Consider the following 21,133-nt stretch of genomic DNA (forward strand, 5'->3'; position numbering starts at 1 on the left):
TGGGTTTCGAAAAAATTTGACTGGGCGGGCAAGGCCACGGTCCCAACTGAAAATAATAGCCGATGCGATCCCGCCGGGCAAGGCGGTATTGACCCCTCTGTCGCCCGTGAGTAGGACGGCCTTTTCACTTTCATCCCCGAAATCACATGACATCATACCTGAACGCAATCATCCTGGGCATCGTCGAAGGCCTGACCGAATTTCTGCCCGTCTCCTCCACCGGCCATCTGATCATCGCAGGCCACCTGCTCGATTTCACCGGAGCCAAGGCCGAGACCTTCAGCATCGTCATCCAGCTTGGCGCGATACTGGCGGTAGTCGCCCTTTACTGGCCTACCTTCTGGGGCCTTGTGAGGCCCACCGAGCGTCCTTTCAGCGGCATACGCGGCCTTATCCTGCTTTTTCTGACCTCGCTGCCGGCGGCCCTGCTCGGGCTTTTTGCCCATTCGGCCATCAAGGAGCATCTTTTTTCCCCCATCACCGTGGCCTTTGCCCTGGCTTTCGGTGCCCTGGCCATTCTCGTGGTCGAAAGAATGCCCGCCAAGAACCGGATCAAAGGACTCGACGAGATCACGCCGGCCCTGGCCCTGGGCATCGGCTGCTTTCAGTGCCTGTCCCTGTGGCCCGGTTTTTCGCGCTCGGCCGCGACGATCATGGGCGGCATGATCCTGGGCACCGAACGCCGCACCGCCGCCGAGTACTCCTTTGTCGCCGCCGTGCCCATCATGTTCGCGGCCACGGGGTACGACATGCTCAAAAGCTGGCGTCTCTTCAGCCCCGATGACTTCCTGATTCTTGGCGTCGGTTTTGCGGTGTCCTTCGTTTCGGCCTGGCTTGCGGTCAAGGGCTTCATCGCCCTGCTTGGCCGCCTGACCCTGCGCCCCTTCGCGTGGTATCGGCTGGCCCTGGCCCCCATCGTGCTCTGGGTCTTCTGGTGAATGGCGTGAGCATCGAGCACGAGGCTAAATTCAGGCTCCATGACTGCCTGAGCATGGAACCCCGCCTGCGCGAACTCGGCCGCCTGCGAACGCCCTGGCATTTCGAGTCCAACACGGTCTACGACCGCGCCGGCGAACTGGCCGCCTCCGGGCGCCTGCTGCGCTTGCGCCGCGCCCTGACCTCGACCCTGACCTTCAAGGAACCTGCGCCCGGCCCCAAAACCGGCGGAGTCAAAAGCCGCATCGAGCGGGAGAGCGACGTCGCCGACCCGCGCGCCATGGACTCTATCCTGCGCGGACTTGGCTATGCGCCACGCCTGCGCTACGAAAAATTCCGCTCCGTGTGGGAATTGCCTGAGGGCCATGTATTTCTGGACATCCTGCCCTTCGGCCATTTTCTTGAAATCGAGGCCCGCCCCGAATCCATCGGGATCATTGCGCAGCAAATCGGCCTTGAACCCGGACGCGCCATGGACAAGAGCTATCACAGCCTGCACCAGTCCTGGCGCAGGCTGCAAGGGCTCCCTCCCATGCAGGATTTCGTCTTCGACGAAGCCGAACACCAACGACTGACCACTTGCCTGGGCTGCATCGCCTGGCCTCAAGGAGAACACAATGCTGACTGATATCCAGCTCGAAAAATACGCCAAAGTCCTGTTCTGGGGCATGCAGAAGGCCCGCGTCACCCCCTTTGCCCCGGGAGACATTGTCCTTGTGCGCACGGACCTTGCGGCCCTGCCGCTGGCCGAAAAGATGCAGTCCCTGATCCTCTCGCAAGGGCTCAACCCCGTTCTGCGCATCAATCATCCGAGCACTCTCGAGAAGAATTATTTCGGCCTCGCCGAACAGGACCAGCTCTCCTTTGTCATCCCCGGGGACCGCGAACTCTACGAACACCTGGCCGGACTTGTCTCCCTGCTGGCCCCGGACTCCATCACGCACCTTAAAGACATCCCGCCGACCAAGATCGCCACCTTCTCCCTGGCCCGCAAATATCTGCGCGACATCCTGGACAAGCGCGAGGCCAACCGCATGTTCGGCTGGACGCTCTGTCTCATGCCGACCCTGGCCCTGGCCGAAAACGCCGGACTCAGCCCGGAAGATTACGCCGCCCAGATCATCCGCGCCTCCTACCTGGACGAGGCCGATCCCGTGTCCACCTGGGAGGATATTTTCCGCCAGGCCCACGGCGTCAAGGCCTGGCTCAACGGCATGGACGTGGAGTATTACCATGTGCAGTCAGCCTCCACGGACCTCAAGGTTTCTCCCGGCGAGTCGCGGTGCTGGATTGGCATCTCCGGGCACAACATCCCCAGCTTCGAGCTGTTCATCTCTCCGGATTGCCGCCTGACCAAAGGCACCTACCATGCCGACCAGCCCTCCTACCGCAGCGGCAACCTGGTCAGCGGCGTGACCCTGGAATTTTCCGAGGGCATGGCCCGGGTGATCAGGGCTGACCAGGGCGAAGATTTCGTCCGCTCACAGCTGGACATGGATCCGGGCGCATGCCGGCTTGGGGAATTTTCACTGACCGACAAGCGCTTTTCACCCATCAACGCCTTCATGGCGCACACGCTGTTTGACGAGAATTTTGGCGGAGAGCACGGCAATTGCCATGTCGCGGTGGGTGCATCCTATGCCGACACCTACGCAGGCGACCCGGCGGAGCTGACGGATGAGCTCAAGAAAGACCTGGGCTTCAACGATTCGGCGTTGCACTGGGACCTGGTCAATACCGAACCAAAAAAAGTGACCGCTTTCCTGCAAGACGGCACGAAAACGGTCATTTACGAGGATGGCATGTTCACCATGCCCGACCTGGCCTGAGGCCAGGCGAAAAAACCCGGATCAGGATCCGGCGCAGAACTCGCGCATGGATTCAAGGGTCTGATCGCAGGTCAGACCCAGTTCCGAACGCAAAAGTGCCATCTGTTCCTGCGATCCTGCCTTGGCGGCCTTCTCGAGTTCGGCTGCGAGTTGGCAGAGCCGGGTCGCCCCCACCGTGGCCGAAGCGCCTTTCAGGGAATGGGCGATACGCTCGATCTGGTAGAAGTCGCCCTGATCTGCGTACTCGTCCAGATTGCGGAGTTTTTTGGGAGCGTCGTCCATGTAGAGCTGAAAAAGACTGGACAGAAGGTCCCGGTCTCCGGACATGCGCTCCAGCGTCTCTTCAACGGAAAGCAGCGGTGTATCTGACAAATTTCGCTCCTCGATGTTCGTGCCGTACCTATTTTCAAACTCTACTTTTTTTTTGATTGTCTGAAAAGAGCTTGAGCCCACGTCTTTTTCCGGCCCATCTTCCCCTTGCCTCTTGCGCTTGAAATTTGTAGACTTATCTAACTTTTTTCGCAACCGCAAAAGGACAATACCATGGATCACATGTCCTCCAATCTGGAAGACTATCTCGAAGTCATATTCTCCCTTGAATCGCTCAATTCCGAGGCCAGGGCCAAGGATATCGCTGATGCCATGGGCGTGCAGAGAGCCTCGGTCACCAATGCACTGCAGAAACTCTCACAGAGAGGGCTGATCAATTACCAGCCCTACAGTTCGGTTACGCTTACTCCCGAAGGCTTCCGCACGGCCACCCGCATCGTGCATCGCCACAAAGTGCTCTACGATTTTCTGCACACGTTCCTGCAGATCCGGCCGGAAGTGGCCGAGGACACCGCTTGCAAGCTCGAACACCACATCGACGACGAGAGCCTTGAGACCCTGACCAAATTCGCACGCTTCATCATGACCTGCCCCCGCACGGGCAAGGACTGGCTAGAGGCGTTCACCCGTTCCTGCAATGAGCGAGGAACGTGCACCAATTGCCCGGAATGCATCAAATCCTGTCTTGAACGACTGGATGACAAATGCCCCGGCAGTTCCGAGACTCGCTCAAAATCATCCTGAACTCTTCATGACTGCGCTGTGAAAAACGAAGAAAAAGCCTGCAGGGGCCGGTAAAATCCCCCGCTATTTCCGTCTGTTGAACTCAATTCTGGGCTGCGCAGCATCCCTAACTGCTTGACAAATTAGACGTACTAAATATTGTCTCTCGGTCTTAAACGAAAGCCGAAAGACCGCATCAAGGAGAGCCTGTGCCTACCATTGTCAATTTGCGTGAAATGCGAGTGGATCAACACGGCATCATAAGAACCATCGGCGCGCAGGGAGAACTCGGCCGCCGCATCCGCGACATGGGCCTGGTCCCCGGCACGGAGATTACCGTAATCGGCCGCGCTCCCCTGAAAGACCCAGTGGCGCTGCGGCTCAAGGGCTTCACCCTGACCCTGCGCAACAGCGAAGCCGATTTCATCACCGTCGAACTCCCGGATGCCGAACTTGTCTGAAACCGTCATTGCAACCATAGCCCTGGCCGGCAACCCCAACGCCGGCAAGACCACCCTGTTCAATGCCATGACAGGCTCACGGCAGCATGTCGGCAATTATCCGGGCATCACCGTGGAGAAGAAGGAAGGATATGTCGAAACCCCGCAAGGCCTGACCCGCGTGGTGGACCTGCCCGGCACCTATTCCCTGACCGCCTATTCCCAGGAAGAACTTGTGGCCCGCGACTTCCTGATCCACGAACGCCCCCAGGGCGTCATCAACGTCCTCGACGCCACCAGCCTGGAACGCAACCTGTACCTGACGGTGCAGTTCCTTGAGATCGGCATTCCCGTGACCGTGGCCCTGAACATGGTCGACGCCCTGGAAGCCAAGGGCATGCGCATCGATTCGCAGCGTCTGGCCAGCCTCATGAACGTTCCTGTCGTGCGCACCGTGGCGCGCTCGGGCAAAGGCGTGCGCGAAGCCCTGGACGCGGCCATGAATCACCCGCAAAAATCCTGGCAGCCGCTGCACATCTCCTACGGGCCGGACCTCGATCCCGTCCTTACAGAAATGACGGATCTGATAATCGCCCGGGATTTCATGACCCAGATCTACCCTCCGCGCTGGCTGGCCCTCAAGTTTCTGGAAAACGACCTGGTCGTGCGGCAGCTTTTCGAGGCCGACTTCGAACTGCATCGCAGCATGCGCGACATGGCCGACGATGTCGCCAGACACTGCGAAAAGACGCTCAAGACCCAGCCAGAATTCATAGTCGCCGACTACCGCTACGGCTACATCTCCTCCATCCTGCGCCAGGGCGTGCTGACCATCCAGCCCGACCTGCAGGGCCGCGCCGACCTGTCTGACAAGATCGACAGCGTCCTGACCCACCAGCTGGCTGGGCCGATCATCATGCTCGGCATCCTCTACGGCCTCTTCAGCGTGACTTTCGCCATCGGCCAGATCCCCATGGGCTGGGTCGAATCCTTTTTCGAATGGCTCTCTTCCCTGGTCATGCACATGCCCCCCGGGCTTGCCAGATCGCTTGTCGTGGACGGAATCATCGCCGGGGTTGGCGGAGTGCTGGGTTTTGTCCCGCTCATCCTGATCATGTTTCTCGGCATCACCTTTCTCGAGGATTCCGGATACATGGCCCGCATGGCCTACATGCTGGACCGGGTCTTTCGCATCTTCGGGCTGCACGGCAGTTCGGTGGTGCCCTTCATCATCTCCGGAGGCATCCCCGGTGGCTGCGCCGTGCCCGGCGTCATGGCCGCGCGTACCCTCAGGAGTCCCAAGGAGAAGCTGGCCACGCTCCTGACCGCCCCCTTCATGGTCTGCGGCGCCAAAGTGCCCGTCTTCATACTGCTCGCAGCGGCCTTCTTTCCGGAGCACGGGGCCAGGGTAATGTTCCTGATCACGCTGGTCGGATGGGGCGCGGCCCTCGTGGTGGCCAAGTTGCTGCGCTCATCCGTCATTCGCGGACCATCCACCCCCTTCGTCATGGAGCTTCCGCCCTACCGCATGCCCACGGCCATGGGCATGGTGCTGCACACCTGGGAGCGCGGCTGGCAGTACATCAAGAAGGCCGGCACGGTGATCCTGGCCATCTCGGTCCTGATCTGGGCGCTGATGACCTTCCCCGCCCTTTCCCCGGAATCGGCCGCTCCCATCGAATCCGGCATTCAGACTCTGGAACGGCGTCTGGCCACGGAGCCGGTGGAAGAAATCCGGCTGGCACTGCAAAACGACATTTCGGAGATGAACCTTAAGCTCAAGGAAGAGACCCTGGCCAATTCCCTGGCTGGTCGCCTGGGACGCGCCATCGAACCTGTCACGACCCTGGCCGGATTCGACTGGCGAACCAATATCGCCCTTCTGGGAGGAATCGCGGCCAAGGAGGTCATCGTCTCCACCCTGGCCACGGCCCATGCCTTGAGCGCCGACGAGGTGCAGGCCTTCTCCGAACGCATTGCCAACGCTCCCGGATGGAACACCAGCGTGGCGGTGAGCCTCATGATCTTTGTGCTGCTTTATTCCCCATGCTTCGTGACTGTGGTCGCCATCGCCCGCGAAGCGTCGTGGGGATGGGCCGCTTTCAGCGTCTTCTTCAACACGGGCTTTGCATTTACCCTTGCTGTGGCCACGTATCAGCTCGGCATGAGGATGGGTTGGTAATGTTTTTCTGCAAACTCAAAGATACGGCAAACGGGGTCCGCACCCTGTGCGACCTCAAGGACGGCGAAAAGGCGGTGGTTCGCTGCCTGGCCAAATCCCAGGGCTGCCACCTCAGCAAGCTCGCAGCCATGGGCATCACTCCGGGCACGCAGGTCGAGATGATCTCCAACTCCAGCGGCCCCCTGATGGTGCTGGTCCGTTCGTCGCGCCTGTGTCTGTGCCGAAGTCTGGGCAAGTCCGTCGTGGTGGAATGAAGATCTCCGTCGTCATCCCGGTCTACCGTGAAAAAGGCATTTCGGCCTTGCTTGACGACCTCCTGCGACGGATTGAAAGTGACCGGACTAGCGGCGAATGCGAAATCGCGGTCGTCGACGGAGCGCCCGAAGCCGACACCCTGACCCGCATAGGCGAAAAGCCCGTGTCGCGCCTGTCTTCTCCGCCCGGCCGAGGGGTGCAGCTCAACTGCGGTGCCCAGGCCACAGGAGGCGATGTCCTGCTTTTTCTGCATGCCGACACCATCCTGCCCGAAAATGCCTTCAGACTCATCCGCTCGGCCCTGCACGACACGAATATCGCAGGCGGAGCCTTCAGCCTGAGCTACGAACCCCGCACTCCGGGACTGTCCTTCATCACCGCTCTGGCCAACCTGCGCTCAAGGCGCACCCGCGTGCCCTACGGAGACCAGGCCATCTTTGTGCGCCGCCAGGTTTTCGAGGAATTGAACGGATTCTTGCCCATCCCCATCATGGAGGACCTCGAATTCATGACCCGCCTGCGCAAAGAAGGTCACAGAATCCGCATCCTGGTCATGCCCGTGCGCACCTCTGCCCGACGCCAGCTGCATGAGGGCATTTTACGCTGCACCCTGCGCAATCTCTGCCTGCGTCTGCTCTACCACTGCGGAATACCGCCAAGAATCCTGGCCGGTCTGTATCGCAGGCACGGGAGCTGAGCCATGCGCGTGCTCGTCTTCACCAAATACCCGCAGCCCGGCATGGTCAAAACCAGACTGGGACAGACAGTGGGCCCAATGCTCGCGGCGAGCCTGCAAGAGGCCTTCCTCCACGATGAACTGCACATGCTGGCCAACCTTGGGGCCGAAGTAACCCTGTGCTGCGATCCCTTTCGTCCCCTGACCGACTATGAGCGGCTCTTTGGCCCAAATTTCAGGTACATGGTGCAAGAAGGCGCGGATCTTGGAGAGCGCATGCTCAACGCCCTGCACGCGGCACTGCCGGAGAGCCACGGCACGGTGCTCATCGGCAGCGACCTGCCCGACCTGCCCGAGGCGCACCTGAAGGAGGCCTTTGCGGCCCTGAATGCCGCCCAGATCTGCCTTGGGCCCGCCACTGACGGCGGGTTCTACCTCCTGGGCCTGAGCGAACCGCTGCCTCCGGACATTTTCAAGGGAGTCGTCTGGGGAGGCCCGCAGGTCTTGAAAACGACCCTGGCCAACTGCGCCTCCAAAGGCCTGACCCATCGCCTCCTGCCGCCCTGGCCGGATGTGGACACCGCCGAAGACCTGGCCGCCTATGCCGTCCGCAACCAGGACAAAAATACCCGCTCCATGGACCTCATCCGCGGTCTTGGGCTGATGGAGGAAGCATGGAAGCCCTGATCCGCTCCTTTCTGGTCGAACACGAATGGGTGTGGGACACGCCCAAAGTCAGCTTTCTGGCTGCCGGTGAATACAATCAGAATTTTCTGGTGCACTGCGGGGACACACGCCTCGTCTTTCGCATCAACCATGGCAGTCAGCTCGGCCTGGATGATCAGATAGGATATGAATTCAGTGTATTGCGATGCGTCGAACCATCCGGAGTGACTCCGCGCCCCCTGCGAGTCCACCCGGACCACCAGCCCTTCGGTGGCGGGGTGATGCTCATGCAGTATTTGCCGGGCGAAGCGCTGGTCTACGAACGCGATCTGGAACGCGCGGCAGGCATCTTCGCCCGTATTCACGCCCTGCCGCCCTGCCCGGAACTGCTGCTCCAGGATGATCCCATCGCGGCCATCGCCTCGGAGAGCCTTGCGCTCATAAACCGCTATCCCGATCACGCCCTGAGGCGGCAGCGCGCCAGCCTGCTCGACTATCACCGGCACATCGTGCGCCTGGGCGAGGACAGCCGCGCTCTCTTCGCGGCCGATCGGCTCTGCGTGGTCAACACGGAAGTCAACTCGGGAAATTTCCTGATCTCCCCGGAAAGCGCATTTCTGGTGGACTGGGAAAAGGCCGTGGTCTCCAGCCGGCATCAGGATCTCGGTCATTTCCTGGCACCCACGACCACCCTGTGGAAAACCGAGACGCTCTTCAGCCAGGAACAAAAGAACGATTTCCTGAAGGCCTATCACCGCCTCCTGCCTGATCCTCCCGCACTGGAAGAGATCGTGCACCTGAGCCGGATCATGGAGCAGGTCATCGTACTGCGCGGCCTGTCCTGGTGCTTCATGGCGCACCACGAGTACACTCACGCCGCCAAGCCCCTGACCGATGCCCGAACCCGGAAAAAGATCGAACTCTACATGCGCGACCTCGATCGAATCATCGTCTCCGCTCCCTGAACCGATCCAGATAGCCGGACCCCTGTGTGACGAACAACTTGTCATCAGGCCGACTTTGACGCATTGTCCTACGACGGCTTCAAAGCCGACTCGATTACTCTTCATGAACATGCAAAGGATGCCTTCATGTCCCGTGATTCCTTCAAAACAGTCTATTCCACGGAAAAACCGGCCTGCCGCAAATGCGGACGGGTGGAATGCAGCTGCGGCCAAACCCGGCCCATGGCCCAGGGGCCGATACGGGTCGGCAGGGAAACAAAAGGACGCAAGGGCGCAGGAGTCACGGTCGTGACGGGGCTTGCCCTGCCCGAAGCAGAGCTTAAGGCGCTACTTTCCGACTGCAAAAAACGTCTGGGATGCGGCGGCACGCTGCGGGACAACACCCTGGAATTCCAGGGAGAACACCGCGACACCCTGCTGACCTTTTTGAAAGACCGCGGCATCACCGCCAAAAAGTCGGGGAGCTGATGACAGCGAGCATCTCCCTGCAGCGTCAGCTCGACCATTTGAACCGCGCACAGCGGCACGCGGGCATTGGCTCCTTCGAACACGATCTGGACACCGGCGCGACCTTCTGGTCCGATGAACAGTACTGTCTGCTCGGGTTCAAACCGGGCACGGTCACTCCATCCCTGGACATGTTCCTGAACCTCCTTGAATCCGGCAGCCGGGCCCGCTTCCTGCGCAAGGTCAGCGTCTGTTTCGCCAAAAGAATCGAACTGCGTACCGAACTGCGCTACACTCCAAACAACGGCTCGCCGCGCATAGCCCAGATCCGCGCCGAATTCGAACCCGACGGGAACGGTCAGCTGCGCACCATCCGGGGCACCTTTCAGGACGTGACCGCCCGCAAGGCCGTGCAGTCCGCGCTGCGCCAGAGCGAATCGCGCTACCGCTCAATTTTTGAAAACGCCCTGGAAGGAATCTACCAGACCACACCTGGAGGCATCTTTCTGAGCGTGAACGCCTCCATGGCCAAAATCCTGCGCTACGACGACCCCGCCGACCTGATGGCATGCATCAAAGACATCGGCCGCGATCTCTACGCCGATCCCGCCGACCGCAAGCGCTACATGGAACTTCTGGAAGAGCATATCCGGGTCATGGGCTTCGAGACCCAGGTGCGGCGCAAGGACGGCAGCCTGATCTGGGTGACCCTCAACTCCACCCTGATCCGGGATGCCAGCACCGGCCGCACCTGCCTGATCGGCACCATGGAAGACATCAACACGCGCAAGCGTTACGAACTGTCGCTGATCGAATCGGACCAGCGCTTTCGGAACCTGTTGCAACAGATTAGCTGCATCGCGGTCTCGCTCGACAATCAAGGCCGGATCATCTTCTCCAATCCCTTTCTGCAGCAACTGACGGGATGGAGCGAAGCGGAACTGGAGGGCCGGAACTGGTTCGAGGTCTTCATCCCCGCCGACCAGCACGAGGCCATGGCCGGCATCCTCAAGGACATGCACGGGCCTGAAGGAACGGACTCGGAAATCCTGACCCGCCTGGGTGCGCGCCGCCTCATCCGCTGGAACACTGTGCCCGACATCAACGTCCAGGGCGAGATCACGGGCGTGACCTGCATGGGCGTGGACATCACCGCGATCAAAATGGCCCGGGACACCCTGAGCAAAAGCGCGCTGCTGCACTCCATGCGGCTGCGCATTGACGACGCGGCCCATTCAACCTCGGATTTTGCAAGCCTGATGCGCACTGTGCATGAAATCCTGGGCGAAACCATCGACGTCAAAAATCTGATCACGGCCATCATCAACAGGGACAAGAACTCCCTGGAATTTCCCTATTGGGTAGATGAAATGACAGATGTCAGCGAGGCGGCACCGCGCATCGACAATCTGAACGACCCTGAGAACCGTCGCCTGACCCTGGAACTGCTGCGCGGCAACATCCCCAACATCCTGAGCGCCACCGACATGACCGCCCTGGCCAGGACCGGAAAAATCCGGCTGGTGGGCGTTATTCCCCAAAGCTGGATGGGCGTGCCGTTGAAAGTGCGCGGCACGGTCATCGGCGCCCTAATCGTACAGAACTACACGACCCCAAATCAGTACACCAGAGATGACCTGGACATCCTGCTCGAAGTCTCCGAACAGATCGCCCTGGCCATCGAACGCCAGCGCCACGACGAACTCTCCCAGACCGCCGAGGAGATTTTTCACGACATCCCGTCCGGCCTTTTCATCTACAAATATCTCGAGCCCGACCAACTGGTCCTGGAAACCGCCAATCCGGCCGCCCTGCGCCTCATCCACATGCGTCTCGAAGAGGCCCGGGGCATGCTCTTCACGGACCTCTGGCCGCGCGGCACCCTGCTTGAGAGCTATTTGCGCTGTCTGCGCACAAAAATGCATTTCGACAAGGAAGCGCATCTTTACGAAGACGACCGCACCCGGGGCTATTTCCGCATCCACGCCTTTGCCCTGCCTGGAGAAAAACTGGCCGTGGCCTTCGAGGATGTCACCGAACGCGAACTCGTCCAGCAGGCCCTCATCCGTGCCAAGGAGACCGCCGAATCAGCCAACAGGGCCAAAAGCGAATTCCTGGCCAACATAAGCCATGAGGTGCGCACGCCCCTGAACGGAATCATGGGCATGCTGCAACTGGCCATGAAGACCGAGGCGTCGCCTGAGCTTGCGGAATACATGCGCACGGCCCTGGCATCATCTCGCAACCTTTTACGGGTTCTGAACGACGTACTCGACTTCACCAAAGTCGATGCAGGAAAAATGGAACTTCTGGAACGGGAATTCGATCTGGATGAACTGCTGAGCCAGGCCGTGAACTTTTTCAAGGCCCTGGCCATGGACAAGAAAATCAGCCTCAGGCTTTCTGCACCGCCCAATCTGGGAAGATTTGTCGGTGATGAAGGACGTCTGCGCCAGATTCTCTTCAACCTGATGGGCAACGCCCTCAAGTTCACCGACGCGGGCAGCGTGACCCTTGAAGCCTGGCCCGTGGGAGAGCAGGGCGGAAAAACACGCATCCTGTTCACAGTGCAGGACATGGGGATAGGCATCCCGACGGACAAGCTGGATTATGTCTTCGAATCCTTCACCCAGGTCGATGGAACCTATTCGCGGCGCTATCAGGGGACCGGCCTTGGCCTGCCCATAGTCAAGCGGCTGGCGACCCTCATGGGTGGCAACATCTCGGTGGAGAGCATGGAAGGCAAGGGCACGACCATCTTTTTCGTCATCCCCCTGCGCGCAGCCCCGGCGCTCAGAAAGCCCGCCCCGGCGCAGCCAGAGCCTCTCGTCACCGACGTCGGGCCGCTTCGCATCCTGCTGGTGGAGGACGACATGGTGAACATGACCATGGCCAAGCGCATGCTCGAAAAACTGGGTCACAGCGTCATCTGCGCCCACAACGGCCTTGAAGCCCTGGAATGCCTTCATGCTCCGGGCATTGATCTGGTGCTCATGGACATCCAGATGCCGGAAATGGACGGGATCGAGGCCACGCAAATCATCCGAAGCGACCCCCATTTCACCCACTACGCCCGGATTCCCATCATCGCCCTGACCGCCCACGCCATGGCCAGTGACGAGGAAAGATTCCTGTCATGCGGCATGGACGCCTATCTCTCCAAGCCCTTCGACCACGTCCGCCTGCAGGAGCAGATGTACCGCTTTTTCGGCTGACCGCTCTTGCCGACGGGAAAGAAGGGAGGCGAGGACACAGGTCCTTGCCGTTAACGGTCGCGGGTTTGGCTATGACGAACTAAAAGCGCTCCGCTCGAAACGACACACAGGGCTCAACGTCATTGCGAGGAGTCTTGGACGCGGCAAGCCATTTCTGTAACACGCACATGACCGGCCACAAAAAAAGCCTCCGCAGGATATCCCGCGGAGGCCAATCATTTCGGTATCCTTGCGGCTATCTCAGTCCGGCCGTGCCGTTGAAGCTGACGGAGATGACTTCATAGTCCACGCGTCCTTTCGGGACCTGCACGGAAATTTCATCGCCTTCCTGCTTGCCGAGCAATGCGCGTCCCACCGGAGACTCGATGGAGATGGTGCCCTTGGTGTGATCGGCCTCGTCGGGGCCGAGCAGGGTGTAGGTCTTGCGCTCTTCGGTCTCCAGATCCTCGACGGTCACCGTGGCTCCGAAAACCGCACGGTCGCTCTGCAGCGTATTGATGTCGATGACTTCAAAACGTATCATGCGCGATTCGATGTGGCTGATCCTGGCTTCCAGCATGCCCTGGCGTTCACGGGCAGCGTCGTAACCCGCGTTCTCGCGCAGGTCGCCCTCTTCCCGGGCTTCCTTGATGGCCTGGATAATGGCCGGGCGCTCTTTCTTGAGGTCTTCCAGTTCCTTTTCCAAACGCTTGAAGCCTTCGACTGAAATGGGAATCCTGTTCATCATCATCCTTTGTGTGCAAAAATAGCATTGAGCCAATAAAAAAAAAGATGCTTTGCCCACCAATTGGCTTGTGGCAGGCAAAGCGAAAGCAACATTTTCAAAAGCAAACCAGAATCCTGACTAGTTCATCCACGGGTGCGGGTCAAGGGGCTTGGCAAACCATTCCGGCATCGCGGCGCGGCATGGGGCCGCGAGGCCGGACTTTTCATTCGCTCATGACCTGGCCAAGCTGGGCGAAAGTCTCTTCCGCTGCGGGCCGCAGCCGCACATCGTGCACGTCCTGCAACTTGCGCATCTGGCGGATCATCTGCTCCAGCCGGTCATCCTCGTTGACCAGGAGCCAGATGCGGCTCTCCCCGCCGCCGTTCGTGGGCAGGCAAAGGATGGCCTCGACGTTGAATGCGCGGCGGGAAAAAAGACCACAAACATGGGACATGACCCCCGGATGGTTCTTGACCAACACATCGAGGACGGTGCGTGAGGTTTTGCTATGCATGACATTCACCTCCAAGCATGGTTCTGTTGGCGGCCCCGGGAGGGACCATGGGCCAGACTTTCTCGTCCCGGTCCACCGGGACATGGATCAGGGTCGGTCCTCTGTGGGCCAGAGCCTCGTTCAGCACGGCGTCCGGATCGGCGGCCCCGGCCAGATCCCAGGTTTTCCACCTGAAGCCGGCGGCGATGAGCGGAAAGTCAACGCTCACATCGTAAATGGATGAAAAATAGTTGGCCTTGAAAAAAAGTTCCTGCTGCTGGTGCACCAGCCCCAGACAGGTGTTGTTCATCAGGATGACGGTCACATCCACGCCCTGTTCGGCGGCGGTGGCCATCTCCTGGATATTCATGAGCAGGCTGCCGTCGCCGCTGAAGCAGACGACCTTGCGTTCCGGAGCGGCCAGTGCCGCACCGATGGCCGTGGGCAGGCCAAAACCCATGGTGCCGAGCCCGCCCGAGGTCAGCCAGCCGATCCCCGGGCTGAAAGGGTAGCTCTGGGCCGTCCACATCTGATGCTTGCCCACGTCCGTGACCACGATGGCCGAATCTCCGGCCAATTCGCCCACCCGCCGGATCAGTTCCTGCGGGGTGCCGTGCCCGCCCTGCTCCGGAACCTGGGAGGGAAAGGCCAGCTTCAGGGCCTCGATGTATCCGATCCATTCCTGACGCTCGGCCGTTGCGACCTTGGGCAAAAGAGCGCGCACCACTTCACGCACATCGCCCAGAATGGGCAGGGAAGTGGCCCGGAGCTTGTCCAGTTCGCTGTGGTCGATGTCGATGTGGATGACCCTGGCCTGGGGGCAGAACTCCTGCACCTTGCCCGTGGCGCGGTCGTCGAAACGCACTCCGGCGGCCAGGATCAGGTCGCAGGCCTCGAGCGCCATGTTGGTGTGACGCTGGGCATGCATGCCGAGCATGCCCATGTTCAGCGGGTGGTCGTGGTGCACTGCTGTCAGCCCCATCAGCGTCGAAGTCACGGGCATGGAAGCACGCTCGGCCAGCGTCAGCATCTCCGGGCCCGCGCCAGCGGCTACCACTCCGCCACCGATCCACAAAATTGGCCTTCGGGCGGAATTGATCATCTCCACGGCCGCATCGAGATCCCCGTCGAAAAAGGCCGGAACGGGTTCGCGTTCGCCGATGTCGGGCCACTGCTCGAAAGCGGCCATCTCCAGCTGGACGTCGCGGGGGATGTCGATCAGCACCGGACCGGGGCGGCCGCTGGTGGCGATGGAGAAGGCCTCGGGGATGATGTGCAGCAGGTCGCGCGCTTCACGCACGAGAAAATTGTGCTTGGTGATGGGAATGCTCATCCCATAGGTGTCCACCTCCTGAAAGGCGTCGGTGCCGATCATGGCCCGGGGGACCTGGCCGGTGATGCAGATGACGGGGATCGAGTCGAGCTTGGCGTCGGCGATGGCGGTCAGGATGTTGGTCGCGCCAGGTCCGGAGGTGGCGAAGCAGACTGCGGGCAGGCCGGTGACCCGGGCCATGCCCTGGGCCAGAAAGCCCGCGCCCTGCTCATGCCGGGTCAGGACGTGACGGATGCGTGTGCTGCGGGAAAGTGCGTCGTAGAGGGGAAGATTTGCACCGCCGGGGATGCCCGCGATGGTGCGGATGCCCTGGCGTTCCAGAAGGCTGATGGTCAGCTGCGCGCCGGTCATGGAAAACATCGTGCACTCCTTTTGTCAGCTCGTCTGTAGACCGGCGGAGGGTGAGCTGAAAAAGGAAAACCCCCGCCGGCGCCTGCGCTGGCGGGGGAAGAATTCGTCCGTATCCCGTTACAGCGTCAGGGCGTCCATAACGACGCATACTACTACGACTACGACTAGGCTTGCGGAGACGTTGGCAGTAATGCGGTTCATGGGGCTCTTCCTTGGGATTTGGATAATCGGGTATCGAAGATTTTTCGTTAGGTTGTTCGAAAAAAACTGTCAAGCAAGCGCTTGACCTTGAGGACTCCGTCAGGACAGAAAAAGCTTGCCCGGCCGCGTCGACCCGTGACTCTTGAAAACAACGCCGGACCTTGATTCAGAAATGGTTTGAGGGCATGGTGCTCTTGCGGCTGACAGACTCATCGTATTGAACTTCAACCACTCACAGGAGGGCTCATGCCCACATCGGAATACACGCTTTTCAGCGGCGGCGCCCAGGGTACGGAAACGGAATTTGGCCGTCTGGCCGAACAATACGGCATTCAGGAAGTGACCTACACCTTTGAAGGCCACAAGATTGATCGGACCAGAGGGCTGCGCGTGCTGACCCCCGAAGAGTTGATGCGCAAGGATGTAAGCCTGAGCTATGTCTCCAAGCTCCTGAACCGGACCTTCACCAACGCCCCCATGATGCGCAGCATCCTGCAGACCGTCATGTACCAGATCGAGTCCGGCTACGAGATCTTCGTTGTCGGAAGCATCATGGAAGACGGCACGGTCAAGGGTGGAACGGGCTGGGGAACGGAATTCGCCAAGATCTGCAACAAGCCCCTGTACTGCTTCGGCCAGGTCCGCAACTCCTGGCACAAGTGGACCGGCGAAATCTGGGAACGCTGCGAAACCCCAACCATCACCACCCACCATTTCTGCGGTACGGGCACCCGCTTCCTGGAAGACAACGGCCGTCAGGCCATCGCCGACCTCTTCGCAAAATCTTTCGCGAAATAGCTTCGGCGCAGCCTGCCTGCAACCTGCCTTTTTCGTAGGTCCCATAGGTCCCATACGACCCATGGGACCTATTTTTTCAGCTGCTCAACCACAGCCTTCGCCACCGCCACCCCATCCATGGCCGCCGACACGATCCCGCCCGCATAGCCGGCCCCCTCGCCGCAAGGGAAAAGACCGCGCACCTGCGGATGCATGAGGGTCTCGCGATCGCGCGGGATGCGCACCGGCGAGCTGGTTCGTGACTCCACGGCCAGAAGCGTCGCCTCGGCGCTGTCGAAGCCCTTGTGCTTGCCGCCCAGGATGGTCAGCCCCTCCTGCAGGGCGCGGGTCACGAAACCGGGCAGCAGTTCGTGCAGCGGTGCGCCGTAGACGCCGGGAACGTACGAGGTCGCGCCCAGATTCTCCGACACCCTGCCCTGCAGAAAATCATCAGCCCGCTGGGCCGGAGCGCGCTGGGTCTTCCCGTCTCCGGCGCGAAACATGGTCTGCTCGACCTCGGCCTGAAAGCGCAGCAGCGCCAGCGGATCTTCACCCGGAACGTCGGAGGGGCGGATTTCGGCCACCAGCCCCGCGTTGGCGAAGGGAGCCTTGCGGCTGGCCAAGCTCATGCCGTTCAGGACCAGCTCGCCCGGAGCCGTGGATGCCGGGACCACGAACCCGCCGGGACACATGCAGAACGAAAAGACGCCCCGCTCGGCCGTCTGGCAGGCCAGGCGATAGCTGGCCGCGGGCAAGGCCGCATGACGCGGACTGTGATGGTAGAACATCCGGTCGACCAGCGCCTGCGGATGCTCTATGCGCACGCCCAGAGCGAAGGATTTGGCCTCCAGGAGCACGCCGCGTCGGAGCAGAAGGTCATAGATGTCGCGGGCCGAATGCCCGGTGGCCAGAATCACGGCGTCGCCATCCACCGTCTCTCCCCCGGCCAGACGCACGCCGCGAACCTCCCCGGAGTCAAGGACCAGGTCGGACACATGCGCCTCGAAATGGATCTCTCCGCCAGCGGCGATGATGGCGTCGCGCATGTTCCTTACCAGCTTCGGCAGCACGTTGGATCCCAGATGCGGGTGCGCGTCCACGCCGATGTCGGGGGACGCGCCATGGGCCACGAATAGATCGAGAATGCGATCCACATCGCCACGCTTCCTGGATCGGGTGTAAAGCTTGCCGTCGGAATAGGTGCCCGCCCCGCCCTCGCCGAAGCAGTAGTTGGAGTGAGGGTTGACCAGGCCTTCGGAGTAGATCTTCTTCACGTCCTTGAGCCTGGCGCGAACGTCGCGGCCGCGCTCCAGCAGCACAGGTTTGATCCCGGCCTCGAGCAGGGTCAGGGCTGCAAAATAACCGCCCGGCCCGGCTCCGACCACGATCACCCGCTCCCCGCCCAAGGGCCTGGGCGCGAATACCGACGGATCCGTATCGGTTCCGCCAATGGCGATACGCAAAAGAAACCGAGGCATCTTGGCCCGCGCATCCACCGATCGGCGCACCACGCGCACCCTGACGCCGCCGTCGTCGTCCAGGCCGGCCTTGGCCAGAGCCTGGGCTCTGATGTGCGCCGCGTCATTTATATTGTCCGGCTCCACCAGCAGCTCGACGTGAGTTAATTCCATGGGTGTCTCCGTGTTGAAATATTCAGAACCAGTCTTCTCGGCAGGCCAGGGCCTGCGTCAGCGAAGTGTAAATCCGGGCCGCGCCCTCCCGCACGTCAGACTCCGGCGTGACCAGATCGGGAATCATCATGGCGCGCGCCCCGGAGGCGATGGCCGCGCGCATGCCGGGGTTTGAGTCCTCGAAAATGATGCAGTCCCCGGCCTGGACCTTGAGAGCAGCGCAGGTCCGCAGATAGATGTCCGGGTCCGGCTTGGGGCGGGCGACCTGCTCGATGGTCATGATGGACGCGAACCTGAAGAGTTCAGGACAGTTTGCGCGATGGCGCTCCACAGCCTCCCGCGAAGAGGACGTGGCCAGAGCCATGGGCACTCCCTGCCCTTCAAGCCAGTCCACAAGCGCAAGGGCTCCGTCCTTTGGCGGGATGCCTCCGTTCATGTGCTGCGATGCCCGCGTCGCTTTCCAGCTGTGACGAAACTCGTCGATAGGAAAATTCTTAAACCAGCACACGAGCTTTTCCTCGCACAGGACGTTGGGAACCCCGACCAGATGCGCATAAAGGCTGTCATTCAAATCAAAACCCAGCCTTGCGGCCTCGTCCTGCCAGATCCGCTTCAGCGTGACTTCGGAATCGATAAGCAGCCCGTCCATGTCGAACAGGACGGCTGCGGGTCGTTGCGCTTTCTTCATGGAGTTGGAGCTAAGCGTGAACCGTGGAAGTGGCAAGAGGAATTCCGCCGACAGGCCCGGATCGCCTTTACAGGCGGATACACCGGGGATACTCGCTTCGAATGTTTGAATTCGAAAGCGTTTAGCCTGCAAGGGCGACAAAAAAAGCTGCGAACATTTCGAAAGGCATGACCTGGTCACCTACAGGGAACTCACCGAAGCAAAGGCTGTGCTGGAATTGCCCGAACGCGTATCATTGCGGGAAATCAGGGCCTCCTGCATAAATCTCCTCAAGCACTGGCATCCGGACACATGTGTCGAAAGCAGGCAAAACTGCAGTCAAATGACGCAAAGGATCGTATCCTCCTGCGGAACGGTCTACGCCTGTTGCGACAACTACGAATACTCCTTCGAAGAAGAGGAGCCAAGGCGCCATCTCTCCAAGGAGGAATGGTGGCTGGAAAAGTTCGGCGAAGCCCCCTGTGGACTTGAACCGCTAATGGAACGACACCACATCCCGGCGGAGCTTGAAGACGCCTTGATCCCCCATGCCTCTTTGAGCTAGGGTCTTAAAATTCCACCGAAAAACATGTGAGCGCAGCAATGAAATTTCTCGTCTCTCAAATGACCGCACTGGTCAAAAGCGGTCAACAGAAAGCCAATACGCGGCTCATGGTCCGTTTTCTGTTCATCCTGCTCAGCTTCTTTGCCGCCTTTACCGTCCTGTTTCATTTCCTGATGGCTTACGAAGGACAGAAGCATTCCTGGATCACGGGCCTCTACTGGACCCTGACGGTCATGAGCACCCTTGGCTTCGGGGACATCACCTTCACATCCGACCTGGGACGGTTCTTTTCCATCTGCGTAATGCTGAGCGGCGTCGTGTTCATGCTCATCGTCCTGCCCTTCACCTTCATCCAGTTTTTCTACGCGCCCTGGCTTGAAGAACAGAACAAGGCCAGGGCCCCGCGCAGAGTTCCCGAAACCATGTCGAACCATGTCATCCTGACCTTTTATGACGCGGTGACACTCAATCTGGTGGAAAAATTGAGCCAGTACGACATCAAGTACGTCATTCTTGTCTCAGACCTGCAACAAGCCTTGAATCTGTACGAAACGGGTCTCAATGTCGTCCTCGGCGAGCTTGATGATCCGGAAACGTATCTGCGGCTGCGGGTGCGTGAAGCGGCCATGGTCGTGGTCATGAACGAGGATGTGGCCAGTACCAACATCATCTTCACCATCCGCGAAGTTGCGGACAAGACCCCTGTCATCACCAACGCCGACCAGGAGGACTCCGTCGACATCCTCGACCTGGCGGGCAGCACGCACACCTACCAATTCACCAAAATGCTGGGTCAGGTCCTGGCGCGGCGGGTCATGGGGGTCAGCATGAAGGCCAATGTCATCGGCAACTTCGATGAACTGCTCATCGCCGAGGCGCCCGCCATGCATTCCCCTCTCCAGGGACGTACTCTGGCCGAGAGCAGGCTGCGCGAACTGACAGGCGTGAACGTTGTCGGCGTCTGGGAGCAGGGACGCTTTCAGCTGCCCGATCCGATGACCAAAATTGGCGCGTCCACGGTGCTGGTCCTGGCGGGCTCCGAAGCACAGCTCGAAATCTACGACTCGCTCATGGGGGCAAGTGGATTGAGCAGGGAACACAGCGGACCGGTTGTGGTTCTGGGCGGAGGCAGGGTTGGCATGTCTGTGGCCGAAACCTTGGGCGCAAGGGGAGTCGACTATCGCGTGGTGGAGAAAAAGACGCTCAGAAACAAAGATGACTCGCGGATAATACAGGGCAGCGCGGCCGACCTGGACGTCCTCATCCTGGCCGGAATCAAAGAGACCCCGTCCATCATCATCACCACCCACGACGATGACCTGAACATCTTCCTGACCATCTACTGCCGTCGTCTTCGGCCCGACGTCCAGATCATCAGCCGGGCCAGCCTGGACCGCAACATCAACACCCTGCACCGCGCCGGGGCCAATCTGGTCATTTCCTTTTCTTCCCTCTTCACGACCACGATTTTAAACCTGCTCAACCCCGAAAAACTGCTCATGCTCTCCGAAGGGCTGAACATCTTCCGCGCCAATCCGAGTCAGGCCATTGTGGGCAAAGCCCTGCGCGAACAGAAAATACGCCAGTCCACCGGATGCAGCATCATCGCCATCAAGCGGGGTGAAGAAATGCTTTTGAATCCCGATCCCGGCACCAGCGTCTCTAAAGATGACGAACTCATCCTGATCGGAACGGCGCAGGCGGAGAAAAATTTCATGGAGCAGTACCCGGCCGCCTGACTAGGC

General features: G+C 60.3%; 21 protein-coding genes. 15 read left to right on the forward strand and 6 right to left on the reverse strand.

Annotated elements, in window-relative coordinates; genetic code table 11:
* Positions 1-146 precede the first annotated feature (146 nt).
* The 3 genes from CVU60_01750 to CVU60_01760 are packed head-to-tail and all read left to right on the forward strand — an operon-like array spanning position 147 to position 2,765.
* Complete coding sequence (locus CVU60_01750; GenBank protein PKN43106.1) at positions 147-938, forward strand: undecaprenyl-diphosphatase; 792 nt, start codon at positions 147-149, stop codon at positions 936-938.
* Positions 935-1,564: an adenylate cyclase gene (locus CVU60_01755; protein ID PKN43107.1), complete on the forward strand. Its 630-nt coding sequence runs from the start codon at positions 935-937 to the stop codon at positions 1,562-1,564. Before CVU60_01750 ends, CVU60_01755 begins: the two co-directional genes overlap by 4 nt.
* Complete coding sequence (locus tag CVU60_01760; protein ID PKN43108.1) at positions 1,554-2,765, forward strand: aminopeptidase; 1,212 nt, start codon at positions 1,554-1,556, stop codon at positions 2,763-2,765. The genes CVU60_01755 and CVU60_01760 overlap by 11 nt, the downstream gene beginning before the upstream one ends.
* Positions 2,766-2,786: 21 nt before the next feature.
* Here CVU60_01760 and CVU60_01765 read toward each other — a convergent pair whose 3' ends face one another.
* Positions 2,787-3,137, reverse strand: coding sequence for a hypothetical protein (locus CVU60_01765; GenBank protein PKN43109.1), 351 nt, complete (start codon positions 3,135-3,137; stop codon positions 2,787-2,789).
* A gap of 171 nt (positions 3,138-3,308) precedes the next feature.
* Here CVU60_01765 and CVU60_01770 point away from each other — a divergent pair, with 171 nt between their 5' ends.
* From CVU60_01770 to CVU60_01810, 9 genes are all read left to right on the forward strand, one after another.
* On the forward strand, positions 3,309-3,839 hold the full coding sequence (locus CVU60_01770; GenBank protein PKN43110.1) for a metal-dependent transcriptional regulator: 531 nt from the start codon (positions 3,309-3,311) through the stop codon (positions 3,837-3,839).
* A gap of 188 nt (positions 3,840-4,027) precedes the next feature.
* On the forward strand, positions 4,028-4,279 hold the full coding sequence (locus CVU60_01775) for a ferrous iron transport protein A (protein PKN43111.1): 252 nt from the start codon (positions 4,028-4,030) through the stop codon (positions 4,277-4,279).
* Positions 4,272-6,440: a ferrous iron transport protein B gene (gene feoB, locus CVU60_01780; GenBank protein PKN43112.1), complete on the forward strand. Its 2,169-nt coding sequence runs from the start codon at positions 4,272-4,274 to the stop codon at positions 6,438-6,440. Before CVU60_01775 ends, feoB begins: the two co-directional genes overlap by 8 nt.
* Complete coding sequence (locus CVU60_01785; protein PKN43113.1) at positions 6,350-6,694, forward strand: hypothetical protein; 345 nt, start codon at positions 6,350-6,352, stop codon at positions 6,692-6,694. Before feoB ends, CVU60_01785 begins: the two co-directional genes overlap by 91 nt.
* Entirely contained in the window at positions 6,691-7,392 is a 702-nt protein-coding gene (locus tag CVU60_01790) for a family 2 glycosyl transferase (protein PKN43114.1), read from the forward strand. The genes CVU60_01785 and CVU60_01790 overlap by 4 nt, the downstream gene beginning before the upstream one ends.
* Before the next feature lie 3 nt (positions 7,393-7,395).
* A complete protein-coding gene (locus tag CVU60_01795; GenBank protein ID PKN43115.1) occupies positions 7,396-8,058 on the forward strand; it encodes a hypothetical protein in 663 nt (220 codons plus the stop codon).
* On the forward strand, positions 8,046-9,002 hold the full coding sequence (locus tag CVU60_01800) for an aminoglycoside phosphotransferase (GenBank protein ID PKN43116.1): 957 nt from the start codon (positions 8,046-8,048) through the stop codon (positions 9,000-9,002). The genes CVU60_01795 and CVU60_01800 overlap by 13 nt, the downstream gene beginning before the upstream one ends.
* Before the next feature lie 126 nt (positions 9,003-9,128).
* Complete coding sequence (locus CVU60_01805; GenBank protein ID PKN43412.1) at positions 9,129-9,470, forward strand: stress response translation initiation inhibitor YciH; 342 nt, start codon at positions 9,129-9,131, stop codon at positions 9,468-9,470.
* Positions 9,359-12,664 (forward strand): hypothetical protein, encoded by a 3,306-nt coding sequence (locus tag CVU60_01810; GenBank protein ID PKN43117.1) that lies wholly within the window; start codon positions 9,359-9,361, stop codon positions 12,662-12,664. Before CVU60_01805 ends, CVU60_01810 begins: the two co-directional genes overlap by 112 nt.
* Before the next feature lie 235 nt (positions 12,665-12,899).
* On the opposite strand, the gene CVU60_01815 is transcribed toward CVU60_01810, so the two are convergent.
* The 3 genes from CVU60_01815 to ilvB all read right to left on the reverse strand — a co-directional run bounded on the left by CVU60_01815 (position 12,900) and on the right by ilvB (position 15,556).
* Entirely contained in the window at positions 12,900-13,388 is a 489-nt protein-coding gene (locus CVU60_01815) for a transcription elongation factor GreA (protein ID PKN43118.1), read from the reverse strand.
* Positions 13,389-13,593: 205 nt separating this feature from the next.
* Positions 13,594-13,884, reverse strand: a complete 291-nt coding sequence (gene ilvN / locus CVU60_01820; protein ID PKN43119.1) for an acetolactate synthase small subunit — start codon at positions 13,882-13,884, stop codon at positions 13,594-13,596.
* Complete coding sequence (gene ilvB / locus CVU60_01825; protein ID PKN43120.1) at positions 13,877-15,556, reverse strand: acetolactate synthase, large subunit, biosynthetic type; 1,680 nt, start codon at positions 15,554-15,556, stop codon at positions 13,877-13,879. Before ilvB ends, ilvN begins: the two co-directional genes overlap by 8 nt.
* A 438-nt stretch (positions 15,557-15,994) precedes the next feature.
* Here ilvB and CVU60_01830 point away from each other — a divergent pair, with 438 nt between their 5' ends.
* Complete coding sequence (locus tag CVU60_01830; GenBank protein PKN43121.1) at positions 15,995-16,546, forward strand: hypothetical protein; 552 nt, start codon at positions 15,995-15,997, stop codon at positions 16,544-16,546.
* 68 nt (positions 16,547-16,614) lie between these two features.
* On the opposite strand, the gene CVU60_01835 is transcribed toward CVU60_01830, so the two are convergent.
* Together CVU60_01835 and CVU60_01840 are read right to left on the reverse strand one after the other, a co-directional pair.
* The gene (locus tag CVU60_01835; protein PKN43122.1) at positions 16,615-18,156 is read right to left on the reverse strand and encodes an FAD-binding protein; all 1,542 of its coding nucleotides are present in this window, start codon (positions 18,154-18,156) and stop codon (positions 16,615-16,617) included.
* Between the two features lie 22 nt (positions 18,157-18,178).
* The gene (locus CVU60_01840) at positions 18,179-18,844 is read right to left on the reverse strand and encodes a hypothetical protein (GenBank protein PKN43123.1); all 666 of its coding nucleotides are present in this window, start codon (positions 18,842-18,844) and stop codon (positions 18,179-18,181) included.
* A gap of 322 nt (positions 18,845-19,166) precedes the next feature.
* Here CVU60_01840 and CVU60_01845 point away from each other — a divergent pair, with 322 nt between their 5' ends.
* The gene (locus CVU60_01845) at positions 19,167-19,388 is read left to right on the forward strand and encodes a hypothetical protein (GenBank protein ID PKN43124.1); all 222 of its coding nucleotides are present in this window, start codon (positions 19,167-19,169) and stop codon (positions 19,386-19,388) included.
* Between the two features lie 38 nt (positions 19,389-19,426).
* On the forward strand, positions 19,427-21,127 hold the full coding sequence (locus CVU60_01850) for a potassium transporter TrkA (GenBank protein ID PKN43125.1): 1,701 nt from the start codon (positions 19,427-19,429) through the stop codon (positions 21,125-21,127).
* Positions 21,128-21,133: the final 6 nt, after the last annotated feature.

Source organism: Deltaproteobacteria bacterium HGW-Deltaproteobacteria-18 (assembly GCA_002841885.1).
Taxonomy (GTDB): domain Bacteria; phylum Desulfobacterota; class Desulfovibrionia; order Desulfovibrionales; family Desulfomicrobiaceae; genus Desulfomicrobium.